Raw genomic sequence first — 23,328 nt, forward strand, 5'->3', positions numbered from 1 at the left:
CATCAGGCCTTTCGTGCCGCATCGAGAATTCGCCGGCCGAGCCGTATCAGGGCAATGTCGCTGCCGGGAGGGCCGAGCAGCGAGAGGCCGAAAGGGGCACCGTCAACCGAGCCCAGCGGCAGGGTGATTTGCGGGAAGCCTGAAAGACCCGAAAGGCACAAAAGATGCAAGGCCCTTTCGCGGTAGGCCTGGAGCTGCTGCGGCTCGCTTTTGACCAGAGGTGCGGGGCCTGGAACGGTGGGCAGGACAAGAAACCCGTCCTGGCCGAGCAGCGCGGCTAGCTCGGAGCGGAACGTCAAGCGGCGCACCGCCTCGGCCCGCGCGGTCTTTTCGTCGATTGTCCGGCCGAAACCAAAGCGCTCCTCGACGCCCGGCCCGAGATCGCGCTCGCCCGAAATGATCCAGGCGCCATGCTGCTGCCAGGCCTCGGCGGCCTGGAGGCGGCGAAAGCACCAGTAGAGCTCGTCGGGGAAGGAGGCGAAGCTGTATTCCACCGGCGCCGGCTCGCCGACAAGGCCGGCCGCCAGCGCTCTCATCCCGGCGTATTCGGCTGCCTCGGCCGGGCCGGCGACGAAGGCGTCCAGCCAGCGGATCGACAGCGGCCGGTTGAGCGGATGCTGGTGCGGGTCGCGGCCAAGCAGCAATTTGCCGATCGTCTCATAGGTTTCGATGTCGTCGGCGAACCAGCCGAATGTGTCGAAGCTCGGCGCCAGCTTCATCGTGCCTTCGAGCGAAATGCGGCCATGCGTGGTGCGCAGCCCGATCAATCCGCAAAAGCTCGCCGGGGCGCGGATCGAGCCGCCGGTGTCGGAGCCGGTGGCGATGTCGGCAAGCTTGCCGGCCACCGCCGCGGCCGATCCGGAGGACGAGCCGCCGGTGACGCGGTCGGGGGCAGCCGGGTTCACCGGAAACGGAAAATGCGCGTTCTGGCCCATCAGCGAGAAGGCGAACTCGTCGGTCTGCGTCTTGCCGATGAAGCGCGCGCCGGCGTCGAGAATCACCTGCACGGCCGGTGCCGTGCTGGACGCGGCATGCGCCTCGTCGAACTTCACCGGATTGCCGCAACCGGTGCGGTAGCCGGCGACGTCGTAAATGTCCTTTACCGCCAGCCTGAGCCCTGCCAGCGGGCCCAGTTCCGCATTGGCCACCGGCATGCGACGAAGGTCGAGGAAGGCGTTGAGCGGGCCGTGCGTGCCTGTCATCGTTCGATATCCGTATACGGTTGGCGAAGCATTGTTCGATGGCAGGAATTTTACAACCTGGGATACGATTTTTATTGATTGTGAAATCTTTCGACCCTATATCGCGCTTGCCCAAAGTCGCACGTGCCTGTGGGTGTCCGCCGATCCTCGAATGGTGAGGGAAATCGGTAAGGTAACTGGAGCTAACCCCTCCAGTCGGTCTAGCGGCCAACCGCCAGCCCGAGGACACCTTGAAGCAACGACGGTGCGGGCCTTTCTGGTGTTCTGCCGGTCGTCCAAAGACCGGGGTTACTGAAGAGGCACACCTTCATTGCCGGCAGTGCGGACGGGTCTCCCATCCAAGCCAAGGCAGACAAAGCGAACCGAGGCCGGGCAAGGCCAAGGTTCACCGCCGCGAGACGGCGTTTCATGGTTCCGGGGTCTCCACCGGCTGGTTCCATGAATTTCCGTCCCGCCTTTGTTTGACCGCGCGTCGCGAGGCCGAGAGCCCGCGTCCGCAGCCTTATTGCGCGCCGCAAGGCGTTAATGGAGAGACCCCGATGGCCACTCAGCGCATCCTCGACTTCCTCGCCACCCGACGTCCGTCCGGCCCCTGCCTCGTCGTCGACCTCGATGTCGTGCGCGACAATTTTCGCGCCTTCGAAAAGGCGCTGCCCGATTCCCGGATCTACTATGCGGTGAAAGCAAATCCGGCGCCGGAAATCCTGCGCCTGCTTGCTGCGATGGGCTCATCCTTCGACACCGCTTCCGTTGCCGAGGTCGAGATGGCGATGGACGCCGGTGCGCCGGCGGACCGTATCTCCTTCGGCAACACCATCAAGAAGGAGCGTGACATTGCACGCGCCTACCAGCTCGGCATTCGGCTGTTTGCCGTCGATTGCGTCGAGGAAGTCGACAAGATCGCCCGCGTCGCTCCCGGCGCCCGCGTGTTCTGCCGCGTGCTGACCGACGGCGAAGGCGCCGAGTGGCCGCTGTCGCGCAAGTTCGGCTGCGTGCCGGCGATGGCCGTCGACGTGCTGCGCCATGCCAGGACGCTCGGCCTCGACGCCTATGGCGTGTCGTTCCATGTCGGCTCGCAGCAGACCGACCTGACGGCGTGGGACCGTGCGCTGGCCGACGCCAAGAAGGTGTTCGCCACGCTCGCCGATGAAGGCATCGTCCTCAAGATGGTCAATATGGGCGGCGGTTTCCCGACGCGCTATCTGCGTGACGTGCCGGCGGCCCAGGCCTATGGCCAGGCCATCTTCTCGGCGCTGCGCAAGCATTTCGGCAATGCGATCCCTGAGACCATCATCGAGCCGGGTCGCGGCATGGTCGGCAATGCCGGCGTCATCAAGTCGGAAGTCGTGCTGATCTCGAAGAAGGCCGAAAACGACAATGTGCGCTGGGTGTTCCTCGACATCGGCAAGTTCGGCGGTCTGGCCGAGACGATGGACGAGGCGATCCGCTATCCGATCGTCACCCGCCATGACGGTTCGGAGACCGCACCTTGCGTGCTCGCCGGCCCGACCTGCGATTCGGCCGACGTGATGTACGAGAAGACGCCGTATCCGCTGCCTCTGTCGCTGACCATCGGCGACGATGTGCTGATCGAAGGCACCGGCGCCTACACGACCACCTACTCGGCGGTCGCCTTCAACGGCTTCGAGCCTCTCCGATCCTACGTGATCTGACGGCTTCGGCCTTCAGATCACCCCAGGCGGACGTTTGCGTCCGCCTGGGTTCGCCTGTGGAACAAGCTCCGCTCGTGAAGGATCGCGGAAATGGACATTGTAAATTACATTGACGGCATTGGATTCTCCCCCCCCGAGGGGGAGATGGCCGGCGCCATTCCCATCGTCGCCGAAACTGCGGCAGACATTGGATCGCGTGAAGCGTTGCTCGATCGCGCCATGGGGCCGATGCGGCGCAAGAAATCGTCGGAGAAGCTGCGGCGTGGCCGCCGGCCTTCCGAAGGTCTCGCTTTTGTCGTGCGGGATGCCGCCGGCGCGGTTGCCGGCACGGTGCGGCTGTGGGACGTACGTCTGGGCGAGGGCGGCCCGGGAGCACTTCTGCTCGGACCGGTCGCCGTCGATCCGGCGCTGAAGAACGCCGGCATCGGCTCGGCGCTGATGCGCCATGCTTTGGCCGAGGCCGCGCGTCTCGGCCATGCCGCGGTGCTGCTGGTCGGCGATGCGCCTTATTACGGTCGCTTCGGCTTTTCGGCGGAGAAGACCGGCGCGCTAGCCATGCCTGGTCCGTACGAGCGGCACCGCCTGCTCGCGCTGGAACTGATCGATGGTGCGCTCGACGGCGCGCATGGCACGCTGAAGGCTGCAGGTCGCAAGCTCAAGACACAGAGGCTCTCGCTGGCCGCCTGATTGGTCACAAACAAACGCCGCCGGTCCTTTGCATTTCAGCGAGGGCGGCGTTTTGTTTTTGCGAAGGGCTCAGCCGATCAGCTGGCTGAGCGCCATGGCGACCGACATATCGCCTTCGACCTTTATCTTGCCGGACATGAACGCCATGGTCGGATTGAGGTCGCCGGCGATCAGCGAATCCAGATCGTCGAGCGACAGCTTGATGGTGCAGTCGGTCGGCGCATCGGTGTTTGAGACGGTCGCGCCATCGATGACGATGACGCCGTCGGTGCCGGTGTCGAACTTCACGGAATGTTCGAACCCGGCGCTCGCCACGCGCGACCTCATCTTCTCGGCAATGTCCTGAACGCTCATGACTGTTCTCCTGGTCTCGTTGCGTTTTGCCGCGCTTCAGTGACCGGCCTCCGCCGAAGTCGCTGTCTCGCGCGTACCGCGATCCTGGTCGCTTGGCGCATATAGCTTCGAGTTGACGTAAACGTCAACGCGCGATGCGTCATCTCGTTTCAGTCGGAAGGAATGCGGCAGAGACATTCACCCTGCGATGAAGGTTAGTGTTCAGCAGCGGACTTTGCCGCCTCGGCCTGGGCCGATTCCGCCGGGGCCGGTTCGGTCGGCGTGGCCGGATCCTTGCGGCGGCGCATGGCGTTGTCGCGGATTTCGTCCTTGGTCAGGAAGTTGACCTGGTCGATCAGCACTTCATGCACCAGGTCGGCGCCGACGCGCGCGTTGACGGTGTCGCGTATGGCCTTGCGGAAGGCATCGAGATCGATGGTTTCCTTCTTGGTGAAGTCGATCTGAGGATTGGAGTAGAGATAGGAATAGACCTGATCGGTCATCAGGGCTTCGGCCGGAATCGACATCTTCTTTATCTCGGCCGGCTCGACCGTGTAGACGAGCTTGGTGAGGAAATAGCCGTCGATCTTGGAATCGCGGATCAGCGGCACCGAGATGATGTCGGTCTTGACGTAGTCGAGGCCACCCAGCATCGGTTTCGGCGTCTCGCCGACGCCGCGCTCACCGGCCGCCTGGAACGAATAGAACACGGCGCCCAGCGTGGCGGCGCAGATCCAGATCGCGGCGGCGATGAATTTGATCACCGGTTGTTCCCGCCTGGTGCCGAGATCATCAGCTCGCCCAACCGAATTCGCCGGCCGAATAGGTGCCGTCGGCTTCGGCGCGCTGAATGGCGTTCTTCAACAGCGTGGCGACTTCGTTGACCGCGTTGAGGTGGGCGAGGATTGCAGCCTCGTTTTTCGCGAGCTTCTGGCGCAGCCGCGCCAGACTGTCGCGATGCTGTTCCAGGAATTCGATCTCGTTGGCGCCCTTCAGGGCGCGGGTCAGCTCATAGAGGTAGCGGCTCTTGCGGGCGTTGGAGGCCTTGAGGTCATAGCTGGTGTCGTTCTTCAAGCCGGCCGTCTCTTCCTCGACCGCTTCCTCGATGCGGCCGATGATGGCGGCAAGGTTGCCCGGCCGTGCAAACGGGATCGGCGCTTCGGACGTACGCGCCGGCAGGTTGGAAGAGTATTTTGAAAAATCGGCCATTGAAAATCCTGGTCTAGATCTTGATTTCGGTTTTGATGGTCGTCTCGTCGCCGGTCATCGACCGTGCGGCCTTGCGCTGCAATTCCTCGACCAGCGAGGTGGACAGCCGGGTCTGCTGGTCGATCTCGGTCTTGTGCGGCCCGGTTGACACCGGGCCGATCGGCACGGTGCGCTTGCCGTCCTTGTAGTGGTCGGCGAGCAGCGATTTGGCGATGCCGATCCCGCCGCGCTCGGCCATGACGTCGGCGACACGCTCGGCAAGCTGCGATTTCCACATGTCGCCGGCCAGCCCCTTGCCGTAGACGCCCTCGGTGTCCTTGGGCAGCATGTTCTGGATGAAGGTCTGCAAGACCATCGCCTCGAACTTCTTGAACTTGCTGGCGGGATCGGCATTTGCGGCGGCCTTGTCGGCGGTAGCGCGCGACAGGATCGAGCCGGCATCGACCGAAGCAGCCATGTCGACAGAAAAATTACCGCCAACGCCGTTGGCCCGCTTGGCCAGCGCGGCACGGGCAGCCTCGATATCCGCCGGGTCGACGGCTCGGGCAACATCGAGAACGATGTCACTGGGTGGAGAAATCGCCAAGAAAGTCCGCCTCTTTGCCGGGTTTCCTGAGCGACCATGCCGCAACAAGCTTGTGGCAGGCTTGCCGGCTCGAAATCCTTCGCCGGATGCTAGGCCATTGCTATCAGCAGCGGCAACTCCGGCTGGGTCGATGCGATCTGGTCGTTTGCGGTGGGCGCTGCCGGCGTCGCCATGGTCAGATCGTAGGTGGCGTAGGCGCAGAGGCCGAACACGGCGCCGTACACCCAACACAGCCCGCCGCACGGAACGAAACCGAACGCCGTCCGCAGGTGACCCGGCTCTAACTTCCGATTATTCCTGCCCTCGCCTCTGCGCGATCAGATCGAGCCGGTCGCGGTCGGAGCGTTCGCGTTCGTCCTGTCGGCGCACGTCCTTGTAGGCGCGCTCGACCATGTTGGTGCGCGCCGTCGCAGTGGCGATGAGCGTGACCTCCTGCCTGGCGCCTTCCAGGCTCGCTTCCTGCCGGACCAGCGCATTGGCGATGCGGCGATGGTAGAGGTCAGGGAACAGCACCGCCATCGACTGGTCGGCGTCGAAATGCTGGACAAGTTCCCTGGCCTCGGTTTCGGCGGTTGCCGCTGCCGCCAGGAAGGCCGCATGGCGCGTCTCGTGCAGGGCCTTCAGCTGCTCCTGCACCTTGACCAGTTTCTTCAGCCGTTCCTTGCGCGTGCTCATCTCACCTCGCCAGCGTCAGATCGACAAAGCCGTCGACGAACAGCGACAGCATGGTGCCGATGGCGAAGTAGAAGATGATCATGCCGCCGGCGATGACGAAAGGCAGTGAGATGAAGTAGACCGGAATCTGCGGCGTCAGCTTGTTGACGAAGCCGATCGTCAAATTGACCAGGATGGCATAGGCGATGAACGGGCTGCCGAGCCGGATGACCAGGAAGAAGGCGTCCGACACCGTGTCGGTGAGATCGACCAGGGCGGCCTGCGGATTGAAGAAGACGTTGACCGGCGCCACCGTGTAGGAGGCGACCAGAGCGCGGATGATCTCGTGGTCGAAATCGAAGACGAAGAGCAGCAGCAACGCTGAAAACGAGATGATGGCGGCGAGGGCCGCCTGCGGCTCTGGCTCCTCGATGGCGGGGCCGCCGGTGCCGCCATAGCCGATCAGCATGGCGATGGCCGAACCCATGAAGCGCAGCGCCTCCATGTAGAGCCTCGTCATCGCGCCGATCAGCCCGCCGACCAAAAGTTCGGAGATGATCATCGGCGCCAGCACCTGCGGACGCGCATCGACGAAGGGAAAGATCTTGTCCCACAGGAAGGCGAGCAGGCCACCGGTGGCGGCGATCGACACGAACAGCCGGACCTGGACCGGCACGCGAGCGCTGGACAGGCCCGGCATCAGCATGAAGCAGGCGCCGATGCGACAGAAGGCGAGGAAGGCGGCGATGACGACGCCTTGCGACAGTATGTTCACGAGATCGTCCCGAGCACCTTGATCTCGACGCCCTTGGCGATTTCGACATGGGAGAGAACGGGAAGCGTCGTGAACAGGCGCTCGATGATCATGCGCACATAGGGGCGAGCATCGGGCGCGGTGACGAGGACAAAACGCTCGCCGGCCTCGAGATGCTTGCGGATCGCCTTGGTCGCGTCCTGGCCGAATTCCTCCAGCTGGCGCGGGTCGATGTCGAATTCGCGCACCTCGCCCTTGGCGTCGCGCTTGAGGCTCTGGTGGAAGGCGAGGTCCCAGCGGTTGCCGAGGCGCAGCACCTTGAGCATGCCGCCCTCGGAGAGATCGCCGCAGATCTGCTGGGCCATGCGGATGCGGACATGCTCGACGATCTGCTCGGTGCGGCGCACATGCGGCGCGATCTCGGCGATAGCCTCGATGATCAAATGCAGGTTGCGGATCGATACGCGTTCGGCCAGCAGCAATTTGAGCACCGCCTGCAGGCCGGGATAGGAGATGTGCGAGGTGCAGATCTCGTCGGCGAGCTTGCGGTATTCCGGATCCTGGCGCTCGAGCAGCGCCTTCATGTCCTTGTAGGACAGAAGCTGCGGCAGGTTGTTGCGGATCACCTCGGACAAATGGGTGAGCAGCACCGACATGTTGTCGGCAAAGGTATAGTTCTCGCGCTTCAGATCCTCGGCGAAGGTTTCGAGCACCGAGAAGGCGCGCATGCCGAAGGCCGGCTCGCGGATTTCCTCGCCGGGAACGTCGGGCAAATCCCGGTTGCCGAGCAGCACCATGATCTCGCCGACGCGCATCTGGTATTCGGCGACGACGGTGCCGTGGACCTTGATCTGATAGCTTTTCGGCGGGATGCCGAAATCGTCGGCGACGCGCACTTCCGGCACGACGAAGCCATATTGCGTGGCAAATTTCTTGCGCATCTTGGCCATGCGGAACACCAGTTCCTGATGCGACACCAGCAGCCGCGTCGACAGCTGTTTGCCGATCAGAAGCTCGATCTCGGCGGTGGTCAGCGAAGCCTTGACCGAGTTCTTCTCTTCCTCGACCTTGTTCGCCTTCTCCAGATCCTTGATCGCTTCGGCGGCGGCAGCCTCGCGGTTGGCGCGCATCGGGATGACGTAGCCAAGGCCGGCCATGCCGGCGGCTAGCGTGAAGAACGGGAAGAACGGCAGGCCGGGCATCAGGCCGAGCAGGACGAGCAGCGAGGCCGCGACATAGAGCGCGCGCGGATGCGCACCGAGCTGGCCGAACACCGCCTGGTTGGTCGAGCCGCGCGTGCCGCCCTTGGACACAAGCAGGCCGGCGGCGAGCGAAACGATAAGCGCCGGGATCTGGGTGACCAGGCCGTCGCCGACCGACAGTTTGATGAAGACATCGGCGGCTTCGCCCATGCCCATGCCGTGCCTGATGTAGCCGATGGCGATGCCGCCGACGATGTTGATGGCGGTGATGATGAGGCCGGCAATGGCGTCGCCGCGGACGAATTTCGAGGCGCCGTCCATCGAGCCGAAGAAGGAGGATTCCTCTTCCAGCTCGCGGCGGCGCAGCTGCGCGGTCTTGTCGTCGATCATGCCGGCGGACAGGTCGGCGTCGATCGACATCTGCTTGCCCGGGATAGCGTCCAGGGTGAAGCGGGCGCCGACTTCGGCAATACGGGTGGCGCCCTTGGTGATGACGATGAAGTTGACCACGATCAGGATCATGAAGACGATCAGGCCGATGACGAAATCGCTGGCCATCACAAGTTTGGAGAAGCCGGCGATGACATAGCCGGCGGCGTGCGTGCCTTCATTGCCATGCGACAGGATCATGCGCGTCGTGGCGATGTTGAGCGACAGCCGCAGCATGGTGGCGATCAGCAGCACGGTCGGGAAGGACGAGAAATCGAGCGGCCGCTGGATCCACAGCGCCACCATCAGGATCAGCACCGACAGTGCGATCGAGAAGGCGAGGCCGATGTCGATGAGGAAGGCCGGGATCGGCAGGAACAGCACGGCCAGGATGATGACGATGCCGATGGCGAAGAAGACATCGCGGCCGTTCTTGGCCACTGTTCCTGTCGCTAAGCTTTCGCTGACCGCCATGTCGTCCCCAATCACCAGCCTGCCGAGCACGCGACAGCCCTTCGAGCCTAACCGGTCAAGCTTGCGCGAGGGTGGGAGGACTGGTTACTTGCCAGGACGACAGAGGCCTTGAGGAGAGAGATCATGCTGGTGATCATCGGCACCATTCGCTTGCCGGCGGAACGGCTCGACGAGGCAAGGCCGGCCATGCGGCGCATGATACTGGGCAGCTGGGCGGAGCCCGGCTGCATCGAATACTCCTACGCGCAGGACGTGCTCGACGCCGGGCTCATCCATGTAATCGAGGTGTGGAGCGACAGGGCCGCGCTCGACGCGCATTTCCGCTCGCCTCACATCGCCGATTGGCGGGCGAGCTGGGCATCGCTCGGCATAGGCGAGCGCAACCTCATGCTCTACGAGGCCGGCGAGCCGAAGCCGATCTGAGGACCGGGCACAGTCAAGAAGGCGTAGGCCCAAGAAAGTCTAGCAGGCGTTGACCTGTCTGCAGGACCATCCGCCGCCATCGGTATCGTGGCAGTCTTCATAGCTGCCGTAGCAGGTGTTCGTCGAATTGCGATACCAAGGGTAGCCGCCAGGACAGCAAACATCTTGTTGTGCAGTCTGGATAAATTCCTTTGCCGGCCGGCTTTGGTTTTCCGGATTGCCTCCCGCCAAAAAAAGAGACATCGGGTGTGACACAACAGACCTAACCGGCATATCCATGCTTGAATTGCTCACCGCAGACGAGCTCAAAAAAATCATGCCAACAGCTAATGAAAAAAATCCCCGCGCACTCATCTTCTCCTCCTTGAGGGAAATGGAGACGGCCAAAAATAACACAGCTGCGTCGATTGCGTAAGCGATCGCTCATATACCTCGACACGCTCGCGGGGAATTGAAGCGGGGCGGCAAGCCTGACTGCGCCTCAGCGCCAGAATGGCGCCGCAAGCAGCCGGCATTATGTCGGCGTGCTGATCGTCGCCGAACTGCACAGCGATCCGTTCGATGGTGAGACGCCGGTGCTGGCGCCGGCCAAATTCCGGCATGCGGTGCTGGTGCCGACCATGAACGTCCAGTCCGCCGCCGGAACCTCCAGCGCGCCGTCGCCGAGGAACTGGCGGTGGTCGAGAATTTCGACAACCGGGCCGTTGTCGGCTTTTGACCGAGGGCCATCTGATGCGACGCTACGCCGAGGACTCGACAAGGCGCGGCGCGACCTGTCGGGCGAAGAACAGGCCTCAGCCGGCATTTTAAAATGTCCCGGCGCTTGCCACGTGTACAGTGTCACTGTACAAATTGTTCAGTGGGAGAAAAAGACGGGATGAGCACCGACCAGGCTCCGGTCAAGAACGGCGTCGCCTCGACAGCGACGCATGCCCATCAGATGCTGGGCCAGCGGCTGAAGAGCCTGCGTCTCGGCCGCCGGCTTTCGCTGCGTGAGCTCGCCGAGCTGACCGGGACCAGCGCCAGCTTCATCAGCCAGCTCGAGCGCGGCCTGACCGGCGCCAGCACCGCCTCGCTCAACCAGATGGCCTCGGCGCTTGGGGTGAGCGTGGCGATGCTGTTCGAGGATAGTGCCGCCGGGCAGCGCGGGGTCTTGCTGCGCAGCGAGCGGCCGAGCCTGCCGCCCAGCGACGGCTGCCGCAAGATGCTGCTCTCGCGTCCCCCTTTAAGCGACATGGAAGTCTATGTAGGCGAGTTCGAAATCGGCGGCTCGACCGGCCCAGCGCTCTACACCCATGGCGACGCGCACGAGATGCTCGTCGTGCTGCGCGGCATCGTCGAGGTTTCGCTCGGCGATGTCAGGCATGTGCTGGAAGAGGGCGACAGCATCGAATACGCGACATCGACAGCACATCGCTCAGAGAACATCGGCAGTGGCCGAGCCGAGGTGATGTGGATCATTGCGCCACCGACTTCGGTGCGCGCCGAACTCGATCAATACAGGGCCTGGAAACCGCTCGCAGCCAGGTAGGTTCAATCCATGCGGGTCAAATGGGAGAACAATAATCATGCTGAAAACAAGACATCTTGGCCTTGGCGCCGTGCTGGCGCTCGGCGTTCTGGCAACCGCAGCGTTCGCGCAGGAAAAGCCTGTCGCGGGTGAGGTCAAGGAAGGCTCGCTCAAGGGCAAGACGCTGACGCTCGTCTCCTATGGCGGCATCTACCAGGACGGCCAGGCCGCCGCGCTCAAGGAGTTCGTCGAAAAGTCCGGCGCCACGCTGCTCAATGACGGGCCGACAGAGATCGCCAAGCTGCAGGCGCAGGTCGAATCCGGCAACGTCACCTGGGACGTCGTCGACACCGCCGACCTGCCGCCTTACGTCTATTGCGGCAAGCTGTTCCAGAAGCTTGATTTCAGCAAGCTCGACGTCTCCAAGGTGCCCGAGGGCCAGGTCGGCGAATGCTCGGTGCCGGCCATGAACTACGGCGTCGTGCTGATGTACAACAAGGAGAAGTATGGGGATAACCCGCCCAAGAACTGGGCCGATTTCTTCGACACGGCAAAATTCCCCGGCACGCGCGCGCTCGACGGTTCGGGCGACCCGACGGGCGGCCTGCTGGAGCAGGCGTTGAAGGCGTCTGGCGGCGACCCGAAGGCGATGACGGTGGCCGACATCGACAAGGCCATCGATGTCATCCGCAAGCTCGGTCCCGACACGATCTATTGGAAGACCGGCGCTGAATCGCAGCAGCTTGCCGAATCTGGCGAAGCCGACATGCTGATGATGTGGACCGGACGTGCCATGACGGCGGTGAAGAACGGCGCCAAATATGCGCCGGCCTGGCAGGACTGGCTGGTGGTGATGGACCAGATGACCATTCCGGTCGGCGTCAAGGATACGGATGCGGCTTATGCGCTGCTCAATGCCTATCTCGGCAAGGGGGCGCAGGAGATCCTGGCGCAGCAGACCTCCTATACGCCGATCAACAATGACGCGCAGCCCAAGGTCGATGCGTCGGTCGCCGCCTTCCTGACCAACACGCCCGAGCGCCAGAAGCAGGGTTACAAGCAGAACATCAAGTTCTGGGTCGAGAACTTCCCGGTGGCGCAGGAGAAGTGGTCGGCGCTGATGGCCGGCAACTGAACAGCCAAGTGAGAGCCAGGCCGTGAGCGCGTCCGAACCCATCGCCCAACCCGCCGCCCATGCGCGGTCGGGTCGGGCATGGCGGCCGTTCGCGCTCACGGCGCCGGCGCTCATCCTGCTCGTCGCGGTGATCGGGTATCCGCTGCTCACCATCGTGCTGCGCAGCCTGTCGGAACCTGAGTGGGGGCTGCAGAACTATGCCTGGTTCTTCGGCGCGCCGGTCAACCTGACAGTGCTGCAGCGGACTTTCGTCATTTCGGCCTGGGTGACGCTGGTCTGCGTCATCGCGGCCTATCCCTATGCCTATCTGATGACCGCGGTCGGGCCGCGCGTCCGGCTGATGCTTGTGCTTTGCGTGCTGATCCCGTTCTGGGTGAGTGGTGTGGTGCGAACGCTGTCATGGGTGATCCTGCTGCAGGATTCGGGCGTCATCAATTCGTTGCTGCGCTCGGTCGGGTTCGGCGGCGTCAAGCTGATCCGCACCCAGACCGGCGTGGTCATCGGCATGGCGCAGGTGCTGTTGCCGTTCATGATCCTGCCGCTCTATTCCGTGATGCAAGGCATCGACCTCAGGCTGATGCGTGCGGCGCAAAGCCTCGGTGCGCGGCCGTCGCGCGCGTTCTTCACCGTCTATCTGCCGCTGTCGCTGCCCGGCGTCTATGCCGGCGCGATCATCGTCTTCATCCTGTCGCTCGGCTTCTACATCACGCCTGCTTTGCTCGGCGGCCCGCGCTCGACCATGCTGTCGACGCTGGTGCAGACGCAGGTGCTCAGCCTGCTGCAATGGGGCAGGGGCGGCGCCATGGGCGTCGTTCTGCTGGTCACCACCTTCGTGCTGCTGGCGCTGGCAGCACCTGTGATGCGGTCCAGTCATCGGGAAGCGGGGCGGCGCTGATGGAGATGAAGCCGCTCACCCGCGTTCTTCTCGGGCTCGTCTGCGTGCTGGTGGCGATATGGCTGGTGGCGCCGACGCTCGTCGTGGTGCCGATGTCATTCAACGAAAACAAATCGCTGGCGTTTCCGCCGCAAGGCTTTTCCTGGCAGTGGTACCAGAATTTCGCCACCAATCCGGACTGGTCGAACAGCTTCCTGAACTCGCTGAAAGTCGCCTCCATCGTTGCCGTCCTGGCAACGGTGCTCGGCACGCTTGCCGCCTTCGGCCTCGACCGCATGAAGGCGCGGCCGGCGAACCTTTTGCGTATGCTGATGCTGACGCCGATGGTGGTGCCGGGCGTGGTGCTGGCGATCGGCATCTATGCCGTCTATCTCGACACGCAGCTCGTCGGGACGCTGCTCGGCTTCGTGCTGGCCCACACCATCCTTGCGCTGCCCTTCGTGCTGATCGCGGTCTCGGCCAGTCTCGAAGTGTTCGACCGCCGGCTGGAGACAGCCGCCGCGAGCCTGGGCGCCGGCGCACTGACCACGTTTCGCACGGTGACGCTGCCGCTGATCGCGCCGGGCGTGCTCTCAGGCCTGCTGTTCGCTTTCGCCACCTCGTTCGACGAGATTGTCGTGTCGCTGTTCATCACGAACCCCTATCTCAAGACATTGCCGGTGCAGATTTTTGCCTCGATCACGCGCGACGCCGATCCGACGGTGGCGGCTGTCGGCACGATCCTGCTTTTCGCGACCACGATCCTGATCGGCGGCGGCATGCTCCTTCTTGGCCGCGAGCGGAAAGGACGCCAATGAATCCGAAGCCGACAAGCAAGGGCGCGGCGATCGATCTCGAAGCGATCAGCAAGGCCTATGGCGGCTTCAAGGCGCTGGACGGCGTGTCGCTGCGCATCGAGCCCGGCGAGTTCATGACGCTGCTCGGCCCCAGCGGCTCGGGCAAGACGACGACGCTCAACGTGGTTGCCGGTTTCACCGATGTCACCAGCGGTAAGCTTCTGGTCGGGGAAAAAAGCGTCGTCGGCGTGCCGGCGCACAAGCGCAACATCGGCGTCGTCTTCCAGCATTACGCGCTGTTCCCGCATATGAGCGTCGGCCGCAACGTCGCCTATCCGCTGACGCTGCGCGGCGTCGACCAGGCGACGCGGCAGACACGCGTGGCAAGGGCGCTCGACATGGTCAAGATGGGCGATTTCGCGCATCGCTATCCCAGCGAATTGTCGGGCGGCCAGCAGCAGCGCGTGGCGTTGGCACGCGCCATCGTCTTCGACCCGCCGCTGCTCCTGATGGACGAGCCGCTCGGCGCCCTCGACAAGAAGCTGCGCGAATGGCTTCAGCTCGAGATCAAGCGCATCCATCGCGAACTCGGCACCACCTTCGTCTATGTCACGCACGACCAGGAAGAGGCGCTCGTGCTGTCCGACCGCATCGCCGTGTTCAACCGCGGGCGCATCGAGCAGGTCGGCACCGGCCGCCAGCTCTACGACGAGCCAGCAACGCTGTTCGTCGGCCGCTTCATCGGCGATTCCACCGTGCTGCGCGGCAAGGCGCGCAGCGATGGCAACAGCACCGCGCTAAGCATCGCCGGCGAGACGGTGACGGTACCGCGTAAGCTGTCGGGAGAAGCCAGTCCGGTGATGCTGCTGCGTCCCGAAAAGCTCGCGATCCGAAGAGCCGGCCAAAGTGCTGCCAATGGCGCCAACCGCCTGTCGGGAACGATCGCGGAAGCCATCTATCTCGGCTCGGAATCGAAATACGAAGTTAAGCTCGCCGACGGCTCGGCCGCGATCGTGCGCTCACCGCTGACCGGCGAAAGTTTTGGCCTCGGCGACAAGGTCGAGCTCTGCTTCGACGGCACCGACGCCAAGCTGCTGGCGGACGACGCAAGCGCCGACACCACACTCACCTGATTCCATCTGGCCTGATCCCATCTGGCCTTATCCCATCTGAAAGTCATTCCATGCAAGCCAAGCGCAACGGCGACATATCGTTCTGGTATGCGGATCTGGGGGCGGTTCCCGTTCCGCGCCCGCCCTTGCCTGGAAACATCGAGGCCGATGTCGCCATTGTCGGCGCCGGCTATACCGGCCTGTGGACCGCCTACTATCTGAAAAAGGCGAAGCCATCGCTGCGCGTCGTGATCGTCGAGCGCGAATTTGCCGGCTTCGGCGCTTCGGGGCGCAATGGCGGCTGGCTGTCGGGCGGCTTCAGCTGGTCGCGGGAAAAATATCTCAAGACATCGAGCCGGCAAGGCGTGATGGCGATGCAGGCTGCGATGGCAGGCTGCGTTGACGAAGTGATCCGAGTCGCGACCAAGGAAGGCATCGACGCCGACATTCGCCGCGTCGACAACCTGACGGTGGCCACCAACGCAGCGCAGTTGGAGCGCGTGCGCGAAGAATGTGAGACGATCCGTTCCTGGGATGTCGACCCGAACCGCGCCGAGATGCTGGACGCCGCCTCAACGCGCACGCGCATCAACATCCGTAACGTCATGGGCGGCTTCGTCGTGCATGGCCAGGCGCGGGTGCAGCCGGCCAAGCTGGTGCGTGGGCTTGCCGATGCCGTCGAGCGGCTGGGCGTGCCGATCTATGAGAAGACGACGGTGACAAGCATCGCCAAGGGCAGTGTGACGACAGACCGCGGTACGGTGCAGGCGGAGACGATCATCCGCGCGACCGAGGGTTTTACATCAGGCATCCCCGGCGAGGAGCGGACCTGGCTGGCGCTCAACAGCGCGCAGATCGTGACTGAGCCGCTGCCGCCCGACCTGTGGCGCGACATCGGTTGGGAAGGGCACGAACTGCTCGGCAATGCGGCGCATGCCTATTGCTATGCCCAGCGCACGCGTGAGGGACGCATCACGATGGGCGGACGCGGCGTCCCTTATCGCTACGGCTCGCGCACCGACGTCAACGGCCAGACGCAGCAGGCCACGATCGACCAGCTGCACACGATCCTGACGACGCTCTTGCCGCAGACCAAGGGATGCCGCATCGATCACGCCTGGTGCGGCGTGCTCGGCGTGCCGCGCGACTGGTGCACCACGGTCGGCCTCGACCCCGCGACCCGCATCGGCTGGGCCGGCGGCTATGTCGGCCTCGGCGTGTCCAGCTCCAACCTTTCGGGGCGCACGCTGGCTGACCTTGTTCTCGGGGCAAACACCGAGCTGACGAAGCTGCCCTGGGTCAACCGCAAGGTCAGGCCATGGGAACCGGAGCCCTTCCGCTGGCTGGGCGTGCATTCGATGTACCAGCTTTATCGCATTGCCGATGGCCGCGAGGCGGCAGGGCTTGCGCGCACCTCGAAGCTGGCCGCGTTGGCCGACAGCATCACCGGCCACTAAAGCCATTTGTTCTCACGCAATTCCGGGGCAGACACCTTTCCTGGAATTGCTCTTATCCATGGAGCTAGACTTGATCGATCTTTCGACCTTCCACGATCTCGCCAAGGCCGAGATCGGCGCGTTCTCTCCTAAGCCAACCTCGATTGAAGGGGATCAGGTCGAGGCCGTGCGCTCGTTCTTTCAATCGCCGGACGGGACTGTCGATGTCGGCATCTGGGAATGCACGCCCGGCCGCTTCACCGCCGATCGTTCGGACTCGTCGGAGATCTGCCACATCATTTCGGGGCGCGTGGAACTGAGCCGCATCGATGGCGAGGTGCGGGAACTCGGTCCGGGCGATCTCCTCGTCCTGCCGCAGGGCTGGAAGGGCGAGTGGCTGATACGCGAGACCACGCGCAAGCTCTACATGATCCAGAGCGCCGGCTGACCGGCGCTACGGCTATGGCGAGTTCAGTGATCGATCGGCCCCTTCGGCGAGACCAGCGCGGTGCCGGCGGTCGTCGGGCGCTCGATCAGGCGGCGCACGCGCGGCGGTTCGTCGCCGCTGTGCAGCGCCCGCACCCGCTCGCCGACGACGGCGTCGGCATGGGTGGCGCGCCGGTTGTGGCGGATGTATTCCAGCCAGGTCGGCGTGTGGTAGTGTTCGATCCAGACTGCGGGATTTTCTAGGTCCCGAGCCAGCGTCCAGTTGCGGGCGCCGTCGCGGCGGCGGATGCGCCCGCGCTCGGCCATGGTGGCGAGGAATTCGGGCACATCTTCGTCGCGGATAATGTACTCTATCATGATGGCGATGGGGCCGCTGCGCGGCTTCAGGTCGAGGCCGAGATGCGGCTCCTTGAAGCGGTTGAGCGGGTCGAGGTTGAGAGTCGTCTGCTGCGGCAGCGGCAGGAACAGGCCGATGGCGCCGCCAACAAGCATCGCGATGGCCGCCGCAATCAGCGCGGTTTCGGCGCCATGCGCATCGGCAACGACGCCCCAGATCCAGCTGCCCAGCGCAATGCCGCCGAAGGTCGCCGTCTGGTAGACCGACAGCACCCGGCCGACGACCCAGCGCGGCGTCGACATCTGCACCGTGACGTTGAAATGCGACAGCGCGATCACCCAGCAGGCGCCGCCGATGAGCAAACCCGCCGCAGTCTGCCAGGCATTGAGGCTGATGGCGGCATTGAAGGCGCAGACGGCAAAGCCGGCGAAGGCCATCCGCACCATCGTTTCGCTGGATAGCAATTGTCTGAGACGCACGCTTATCAGCGCGCCGCAGACGGCGCCGATGCCGAAGGCGCCGAGCATGATGCCGTAGGTCAAGGCATCGCCCTTGACGACGTCGCGCGCCACCAGCGGCAGCAGCGCCAAAACCGCGCCGGCGCTGAAGCCGAAGGCGGAGCCCCTGACCAGCACCTTGCCGATGTTGGGCGACATGGCGACATAGCGCAGGCCGGCGCCCATGGCGGCGCCCAGCGTCTCGCGCGGTAGCGTCGAGACCGGCAGCTCCGGCTTCCAGCGGAATAGCACGATGATGAGACCTATATAGCTCAGCGCATTCGCGGCGAACGCAGCAGCCGCACCAGCGGCGGCAACGATGATGCCGCCGATCGCCGGGCCGACGCTGCGTGTCAGGTTGAAGCCCAGTGAATTGAGTGCAACCGCGGCCGGCAGCTTGTTGCGCGGCACCATGTCGCCGACCGATGCCTGCCATGACGGGTTGTTGAGCGCCGTGCCGCTGTCGATCAGGAAGGTGAAGGCAAGCAGCGTCCATGGCGTCATCCAGCCGTTCCAGGTGAACAGCGTTAGAAGTGCAGAGACGACCAGCATGAAGATTTGGGCGATCAGCATCACCTTGCGCCGGTTGAAGCTGTCGGCGATGGCGCCGGCGACGAGTGCAAACAGCATGATCGGCAGAGTGGCCGAGGCCTGGACCAGCGCCACCTGATAGGGCGACGTGGCGATGGTGGTCATCATCCAGGCGGCGCCGACGCCCTGGATCAGGCCACCGAAATTCGACACCAGGCTGGCCGACCAGACGGCGCGGAAGATGCCGTGCCGGAACGGCGCCAGCGCCGAAACGCGTTCGCTGTCCGGCTCGTCATCGATCATCAGACCTGTCCCACCTTAACGTGCTGGTTTCGTCCGCCGGGACGACAATCATGGCATCCGTTTGAAATAGAGCACGACATCCAAAAGGGCGAACGCGTCTTCGAAAAAGATCATGGTCCAACAACAGGATAGCAAGGCGAAAATACGTCAGCCGGGAAGGGTTCGCTACCCAGAGCGATGTTCTCATTGGTCCACTGCGCGGGGCTGTCGGCCGCGCGCGAAGTCAGCTTCTGTCCCGGGCAGCGGTATGCAAGGCTTCGGTCAGCGTGCCTGTCGTCTCGCCGCCGGCGTGAAGGCGCAGGAAAAGCTCCATGCCGACAAGCCGCAGCCTGGACGGTTGCTCGCGCCGCGCCAACTGGACCATGTCCTCCAAATTCGCGGCGGGCCATTTCAAGGCATCGCGCAGGAAACCGCCGCGCAGCAAAGTCTCCGTGCCGGCCGAAAATTGCGACGACATCTCGAAGCCGATCTTGCGCGCCTGGACGTTCTGGCGCGGAATATGCTTTTCAGCGACCTTTCGCAAAAGCCATTTTCCTGTTTTGTCGCGGTATTTCTGCCGCCTCGGCAAATGGATGGCGAAGTCGATCAGGCGGTTTTCCAGGAACGGGACCCGCAGTTCCACGGACGCCGCCATGCTCAGCCGGTCGTGCCGGTGCAGGATGTCCTGCAGATGCGAATAGAGGTCGTAGAGGCAACTACCGAGAAAGGCGCGATCCGCGGGCGGCATAACCGGCTCCAGGCGGTCGAAGATCTCGGTTTGCAGAAAATTCAGCTCCGGCGACAAAGCACGCAGGACCATGCTGCGATCCATTTGTGAGTGGCTTCCAGCCGAGACCTTGTAGGGGGCATGACGCTGTTGCTCGAATCTCCGGTCGAGCGAGCGCTTCGAATGGACCAGGCGCCGGGGCCACGACCAGGAACGCCACTTCTTCATGCTCAAGGCCTGCAAGGGGTAGCCGCCAAACAATTCGTCTGCGCCTTCGCCGGTGAGCAGCACCTTGACGCCATCGGCCCGGCATCGTTCGGCAAGCGCCAGCAGTGCGACATGGCTGGCGTGCCAGCCATCGCTTTCAAGATGCCAGATTACCCTTGGCCAAAGTTCGAAAAACCGGTTCCTGTCGACCGGCACCCGGCGCAAGGGCACGCCGACATGGCGGCCGGTGCGTTCGGCGTCTTCGGCCTCGCTGTTGCCGAGCTGCGGGTCGACGACATAACCGTGGACTTCCGGCCTGAACCGCTTTGCCAGCGCCGTTATCAGGCCGGAATCGACACCGCTGCTGCAGGCGGTGGCAACGCTGGTATCGGCGATGCAGTGAAGTCCGACGCTGTCCTTGAGCAACGCCTCGAGCGTCGCCATGTGTTCAGCATCAGCGGATGCATCGCCGGTAATGCGCGCGGTCTCCAGCACGTCCAGCACATGCCAGAAGCGGCGCTTCTCGATAACGCCATCGGTGATCTTCCACAGGCCGGCGGGCGGCAGGCGCTCGATGCGGTCGAACAGGCTGTAGCTGGAATCGCGGCTCTGCCAGGCAAGCCGCAAGGTGATCTCGCGGCTGTCGATGTCGCGCGGAAAACCGTCGCAGGCGAGGATCGCCTTGTCCTCCGAGGCGAACAGGATTCGCTCCGGCGTGTCGGCCACCGACATCGGCTTGATTCCAAGACGGTCACGCGCAAGCCACAGCGCACTGCTGCGAGCGTCGAAATAGGCGAAGGAAAACATCCCGTCGAACAGCGGCACGGCTTTTTCGGGGCCCCAGTGATGCAAGGCTTCGAGAACCACTTCGGCATCGCAGATGGTTCGAAAGACGACGCCTTGCGCCTGCAGCGTTTCGCGCAGCGAGCGGTAATTGTAGACCTCGCCATTGTAGACGAGAACGCCATCGCCGGAAGAAGTCAGCATCGGCTCACGGGCGGCGGGCGAGGGATCGATGATGGTAAGTCGGCGGTGACCGAGCGCCAGCCGATTGTTGTGCCAGCTGTCATGATCGTCGGGGCCGCGATGTACCAACGCCTGCATCATGCTGGCGACATCCGACAGGTCGTTGGCGTCGATCGGGTTTCGTTTGCGCCAGACGCCGGCTATTCCGCACATGGCCTGCCGGTGAGTTCTGCCTGAGTCATGGCCTGCAATCTAGCCGGAACACAGCCGCCTGCAAGCGCTGCCTAGAACCCGTTTTCGATGCGCTCGAAGATGACGTTGGTGAAGGCCGATATCTGGCTGCCGATGAACGGACCGGTCAGCGCCACGACCAGCATGATGGCTACGATCTTGGGTACGAAGGTCAGGGTGATTTCCTGGATTTGGGTCAGGGCCTGGATCAGCGCGATGCCGATGCCGACCACCATGGCAACCAGCACCACCGGCGCGGACGCGACGAGCACCGTCCACACCGCATACTGGACGATGTCTAGGGCGTCGGCCTCGTTCATGTGAGCGCGCCTTTATGGAACTGTCTAGCTGGCCGGCTTTATCGAAACGCCCGCGCCGACCGGCACTTCGGTGCCGTTCTGCAGCACGGCGATCACGCCGTTGCTTGCAAGCTTGACCGAGGCCACGACGCCGGTCGTGTTGCCGTCGGCCGAGGTGATCGAACGGCCGATCAGGGCATCGGCCTGCGACAGCGCCGACGACTGCATGATCTGGTCGAGCTTGGTGTTGGTCTGCACCGATTGCTCGACCTGCGAGAAGGTGGCGAGTTGGGCGACGTACTGCGTCGAATCCATCGGTTTCGTCGGATCCTGGTTCTTCATCTCGGCGATCAACAGCTTCAGGAACGACTGGTAGTCGACCGCTGTCTTCGACGTCTGCTGGGTACCCTGGTTGGCGCCCGTGGGGATCGTCGTCGTCATGTCCACATTCATCAGTATTGTGCTCCCACGGCCAGCGGGCGCTTCGCACCCTGAACATCGTCATTGCCGCCAAGTGCGCGGCGTTCGAGCGGATAAAGCGCGCGGATAGCCTTCAGCGCTTCATAGATATGGTCTTCGCCGACCATGCGGTCGATCTGCTTCAGCGCGCCACTGATCTGCTCATCCTCGAAGCTTGCCAAAAGCAAGGGCAGCGAGCGGCGGAACATGGCGCGCGCCTCGATGGCGCCGGCCGGGTTCATCAGCATCACCTGCAGGATGAAATAGAGCTGCTTGAGCGGCGTCGAGGCATCGTCGGCCTGGATGACATGGTTCTCGAGCAGGAACTGTACGTCGTTCATCAGCTCGACGGTGACCTTGCGGTCGACGCGGATGACGGCGCCGTTGATGTAGATCTTCTCGTTCGGCTTCAGCGATATCTTCAGCGTGTTGGTCATTGAATGCCGTCCCGGATGATCTGGGACACTTCGATCAGCCCTTCGAAATTGTCGGTGCGGCCCTGGCGGATGTCCTCGGCCTCGCGCAGCAGCCACAGGCCGATGGAGATGAGGTTGGCGCGCAGTTCCTTGGGCAGGACATTGTCGCTGGAACCGAGATCCTCGACGAAGGTGGTCCAGACCCGGTTGGTGAAGTGCAGCGCCTCGACTGCTTCCATCGAGGCGTGGCCGACCGCCGCCGCCGCCGCCAGCATTTCGATCGAGCGGGTCAAAAGCTGCCGCTCGCGATCTTTCGCATCGGCAACGGAGTCGGTCTGGATGTCGGCGTAGGAGAATTGGTACATCGTTTGGCTCTACCGTTGCGGTTGAGATTGTCAGGTCAGGTAGTTCAGCAGGCTCATCTGCTGCAGGCGCGCGGTCAGCGCGAAGGACGTCTCGATATGCTGCGTCAGATCCGCGACGCGGGTGGCTGCCTCGGCGGGGTCGACGCCTTCCAGATCGAGGATATGGCGCTCGAACAGGTCGACCTGCGTCTTCATGCGGTCGCTGGCGTCGGAGACCCGCTTCTCGGCAAGGCCGGTCTCGGCCTGCAGTTGCCCTAGCCCGCCTAGCGCCTCGCCGACCATCGCCTGGGCGCGGCCGACAACGGCGGTCTTCGCCGCCTGGCTGATATTGCCGGAGAGCAGGTCGGTGATCAGGGCGGAAGCCATGGCGAGCTTGCGGATGCTGTCTTCATTGGCGCTGGCCGAGGTCTGGGTGGTTTCGCCCAGCGAAATACGGCTGACGATCTGCTGGTCGGTGGCGTTCGACCAGTTGGCCTGCCAGCCGGCGCCCATGAACTGCGGCATGACATTGCTGGTGATGAAGCTATCCATCTGGGCGGCGGTGATGTTGGCGGCGAGCGGATCGGTCTGCGTGAAGCCGAAATACGACGAGAAGGAAGCGTCGAACGCCGCCTTGGCCGGCGAGCCGGCGGCGGTGAAATCGTCGATCGGCTTGACGTCGGTGTTGGTGCCGGCAAACAGATATTCGCCGTTGACGCTGGCATTGAGGATAGAGGTCATCTGCTGCACGGCGGCCTTGCCGGCTTGCTGCGTGATGGTGCTCGAGGAATTGCCGGCGGCGGTCAGTGCGGTCAGCAAATTCTGCGCAGTGTCGGAAAGCTGGCCAAGCGCAGCCTGCGTCGAGGACAGCCGAGCGGTGACCAGCGAATTGGAATCGATGATGACGTTCAACCGGTCGAGGTCGCGCGAGAAGGTGACCGCCTGCGAGGTGCGCGCGCCGAGCGCCAGACCGACATCGGCGACGGTGCCGGTCGTCGATTCCTTGGTGGCTTTGACCAGTTCGGCCTGCATGCGCATCTGCTGATAGCGCGCGGCGTTGGAGAGGGCGGCTGATGAGACGGATGTGGCTTTCAT

The 23,328-nt window shown here is 63.7% G+C and carries 28 protein-coding genes; 11 read left to right on the plus strand and 17 right to left on the minus strand.

Annotated elements, in window-relative coordinates; genetic code table 11:
* Positions 1-2: 2 nt before the first annotated feature.
* A complete protein-coding gene (locus NKJ76_RS00640) occupies positions 3-1,202 on the minus strand; it encodes an amidase (RefSeq protein ID WP_023825417.1) in 1,200 nt (399 codons plus the stop codon).
* Between the two features lie 539 nt (positions 1,203-1,741).
* On the opposite strand from NKJ76_RS00640, the gene odc2 reads away from it, so the two are divergent.
* A complete protein-coding gene (gene odc2 / locus NKJ76_RS00645; protein ID WP_023671923.1) occupies positions 1,742-2,875 on the plus strand; it encodes an ornithine/lysine decarboxylase in 1,134 nt (377 codons plus the stop codon).
* Between the two features lie 144 nt (positions 2,876-3,019).
* On the plus strand, positions 3,020-3,562 hold the full coding sequence (locus tag NKJ76_RS00650) for a GNAT family N-acetyltransferase (protein ID WP_352536759.1): 543 nt from the start codon (positions 3,020-3,022) through the stop codon (positions 3,560-3,562).
* A 69-nt stretch (positions 3,563-3,631) separates the two neighbouring features.
* Here NKJ76_RS00650 and NKJ76_RS00655 read toward each other — a convergent pair whose 3' ends face one another.
* From NKJ76_RS00655 to flhA, 8 genes are all read right to left on the minus strand, one after another.
* A complete protein-coding gene (locus tag NKJ76_RS00655; protein ID WP_023714024.1) occupies positions 3,632-3,916 on the minus strand; it encodes an SCP2 sterol-binding domain-containing protein in 285 nt (94 codons plus the stop codon).
* 194 nt (positions 3,917-4,110) lie between these two features.
* Complete coding sequence (locus tag NKJ76_RS00660; protein WP_023714023.1) at positions 4,111-4,659, minus strand: hypothetical protein; 549 nt, start codon at positions 4,657-4,659, stop codon at positions 4,111-4,113.
* Between the two features lie 28 nt (positions 4,660-4,687).
* A complete protein-coding gene (locus NKJ76_RS00665) occupies positions 4,688-5,104 on the minus strand; it encodes a hypothetical protein (RefSeq protein WP_352536557.1) in 417 nt (138 codons plus the stop codon).
* A gap of 13 nt (positions 5,105-5,117) precedes the next feature.
* On the minus strand, positions 5,118-5,690 hold the full coding sequence (locus NKJ76_RS00670; RefSeq protein WP_023671918.1) for a rod-binding protein: 573 nt from the start codon (positions 5,688-5,690) through the stop codon (positions 5,118-5,120).
* Between the two features lie 89 nt (positions 5,691-5,779).
* Complete coding sequence (locus NKJ76_RS00675; RefSeq protein WP_023691742.1) at positions 5,780-5,914, minus strand: hypothetical protein; 135 nt, start codon at positions 5,912-5,914, stop codon at positions 5,780-5,782.
* 67 nt (positions 5,915-5,981) lie between these two features.
* On the minus strand, positions 5,982-6,365 hold the full coding sequence (locus NKJ76_RS00680; protein WP_023691741.1) for a hypothetical protein: 384 nt from the start codon (positions 6,363-6,365) through the stop codon (positions 5,982-5,984).
* Between the two features lies 1 nt (position 6,366).
* The gene (gene fliR, locus NKJ76_RS00685) at positions 6,367-7,119 is read right to left on the minus strand and encodes a flagellar biosynthetic protein FliR (RefSeq protein WP_023691740.1); all 753 of its coding nucleotides are present in this window, start codon (positions 7,117-7,119) and stop codon (positions 6,367-6,369) included.
* A complete protein-coding gene (gene flhA, locus NKJ76_RS00690; RefSeq protein WP_023671908.1) occupies positions 7,116-9,203 on the minus strand; it encodes a flagellar biosynthesis protein FlhA in 2,088 nt (695 codons plus the stop codon). Before flhA ends, fliR begins: the two co-directional genes overlap by 4 nt.
* 123 nt (positions 9,204-9,326) lie before the next feature.
* On the opposite strand from flhA, the gene NKJ76_RS00695 reads away from it, so the two are divergent.
* The gene (locus NKJ76_RS00695; protein ID WP_023691739.1) at positions 9,327-9,626 is read left to right on the plus strand and encodes a putative quinol monooxygenase; all 300 of its coding nucleotides are present in this window, start codon (positions 9,327-9,329) and stop codon (positions 9,624-9,626) included.
* A 39-nt stretch (positions 9,627-9,665) separates the two neighbouring features.
* Here the strand turns inward: NKJ76_RS00695 and NKJ76_RS00700 are convergent, their stop codons facing one another.
* The gene (locus NKJ76_RS00700) at positions 9,666-9,980 is read right to left on the minus strand and encodes a hypothetical protein (RefSeq protein ID WP_155921527.1); all 315 of its coding nucleotides are present in this window, start codon (positions 9,978-9,980) and stop codon (positions 9,666-9,668) included.
* 170 nt (positions 9,981-10,150) lie between these two features.
* Here NKJ76_RS00700 and NKJ76_RS00705 point away from each other — a divergent pair, with 170 nt between their 5' ends.
* From NKJ76_RS00705 to NKJ76_RS00740, 8 genes are read left to right on the plus strand one after another with little or no spacing between them, the layout of a single operon-like run.
* Positions 10,151-10,507: a hypothetical protein gene (locus NKJ76_RS00705; protein ID WP_352536558.1), complete on the plus strand. Its 357-nt coding sequence runs from the start codon at positions 10,151-10,153 to the stop codon at positions 10,505-10,507.
* Positions 10,504-11,157 carry a helix-turn-helix domain-containing protein gene (locus tag NKJ76_RS00710; RefSeq protein ID WP_027049833.1) on the plus strand — a complete coding sequence of 218 codons (654 nt, stop codon included), beginning with the start codon at positions 10,504-10,506 and terminating at the stop codon, positions 11,155-11,157. The genes NKJ76_RS00705 and NKJ76_RS00710 overlap by 4 nt, the downstream gene beginning before the upstream one ends.
* 37 nt (positions 11,158-11,194) lie before the next feature.
* Positions 11,195-12,271, plus strand: coding sequence for an extracellular solute-binding protein (locus tag NKJ76_RS00715; RefSeq protein ID WP_023686368.1), 1,077 nt, complete (start codon positions 11,195-11,197; stop codon positions 12,269-12,271).
* Between the two features lie 22 nt (positions 12,272-12,293).
* On the plus strand, positions 12,294-13,166 hold the full coding sequence (locus NKJ76_RS00720; RefSeq protein WP_352536559.1) for an ABC transporter permease: 873 nt from the start codon (positions 12,294-12,296) through the stop codon (positions 13,164-13,166).
* Positions 13,166-13,963 carry an ABC transporter permease gene (locus NKJ76_RS00725; protein WP_352536560.1) on the plus strand — a complete coding sequence of 266 codons (798 nt, stop codon included), beginning with the start codon at positions 13,166-13,168 and terminating at the stop codon, positions 13,961-13,963. The genes NKJ76_RS00720 and NKJ76_RS00725 overlap by 1 nt, the downstream gene beginning before the upstream one ends.
* Entirely contained in the window at positions 13,960-15,075 is a 1,116-nt protein-coding gene (locus NKJ76_RS00730) for an ABC transporter ATP-binding protein (RefSeq protein ID WP_352536561.1), read from the plus strand. Before NKJ76_RS00725 ends, NKJ76_RS00730 begins: the two co-directional genes overlap by 4 nt.
* Positions 15,076-15,125: 50 nt before the next feature.
* Entirely contained in the window at positions 15,126-16,511 is a 1,386-nt protein-coding gene (locus NKJ76_RS00735; protein ID WP_352536562.1) for an NAD(P)/FAD-dependent oxidoreductase, read from the plus strand.
* Positions 16,512-16,569: 58 nt separating this feature from the next.
* A complete protein-coding gene (locus NKJ76_RS00740; protein ID WP_081726812.1) occupies positions 16,570-16,938 on the plus strand; it encodes a cupin domain-containing protein in 369 nt (122 codons plus the stop codon).
* 23 nt (positions 16,939-16,961) lie between these two features.
* Here NKJ76_RS00740 and NKJ76_RS00745 read toward each other — a convergent pair whose 3' ends face one another.
* The 7 genes from NKJ76_RS00745 to NKJ76_RS00775 form a co-directional block, all read right to left on the minus strand.
* The gene (locus NKJ76_RS00745) at positions 16,962-18,605 is read right to left on the minus strand and encodes an MFS transporter (RefSeq protein WP_352536563.1); all 1,644 of its coding nucleotides are present in this window, start codon (positions 18,603-18,605) and stop codon (positions 16,962-16,964) included.
* Between the two features lie 223 nt (positions 18,606-18,828).
* Positions 18,829-20,697, minus strand: a complete 1,869-nt coding sequence (asnB, locus tag NKJ76_RS00750) for an asparagine synthase (glutamine-hydrolyzing) (RefSeq protein WP_023691732.1) — start codon at positions 20,695-20,697, stop codon at positions 18,829-18,831.
* A gap of 71 nt (positions 20,698-20,768) precedes the next feature.
* On the minus strand, positions 20,769-21,035 hold the full coding sequence (gene fliQ / locus NKJ76_RS00755; RefSeq protein WP_023671896.1) for a flagellar biosynthesis protein FliQ: 267 nt from the start codon (positions 21,033-21,035) through the stop codon (positions 20,769-20,771).
* A gap of 24 nt (positions 21,036-21,059) precedes the next feature.
* Positions 21,060-21,467, minus strand: coding sequence for a flagellar hook assembly protein FlgD (gene flgD / locus NKJ76_RS00760; protein WP_352536564.1), 408 nt, complete (start codon positions 21,465-21,467; stop codon positions 21,060-21,062).
* Positions 21,467-21,910, minus strand: coding sequence for a flagellar biosynthesis repressor FlbT (gene flbT, locus NKJ76_RS00765; RefSeq protein WP_023683290.1), 444 nt, complete (start codon positions 21,908-21,910; stop codon positions 21,467-21,469). Before flbT ends, flgD begins: the two co-directional genes overlap by 1 nt.
* Positions 21,907-22,254, minus strand: a complete 348-nt coding sequence (flaF, locus tag NKJ76_RS00770) for a flagellar biosynthesis regulator FlaF (protein ID WP_352536565.1) — start codon at positions 22,252-22,254, stop codon at positions 21,907-21,909. The genes flbT and flaF overlap by 4 nt, the downstream gene beginning before the upstream one ends.
* Positions 22,255-22,284: 30 nt before the next feature.
* Positions 22,285-23,328 (minus strand): flagellar hook-associated family protein, encoded by a 1,044-nt coding sequence (locus tag NKJ76_RS00775; RefSeq protein ID WP_352536566.1) that lies wholly within the window; start codon positions 23,326-23,328, stop codon positions 22,285-22,287.

The sequence above is a fragment of the Mesorhizobium sp. M0029 genome (assembly GCF_040323735.1).
GTDB lineage: Bacteria > Pseudomonadota > Alphaproteobacteria > Rhizobiales > Rhizobiaceae > Mesorhizobium.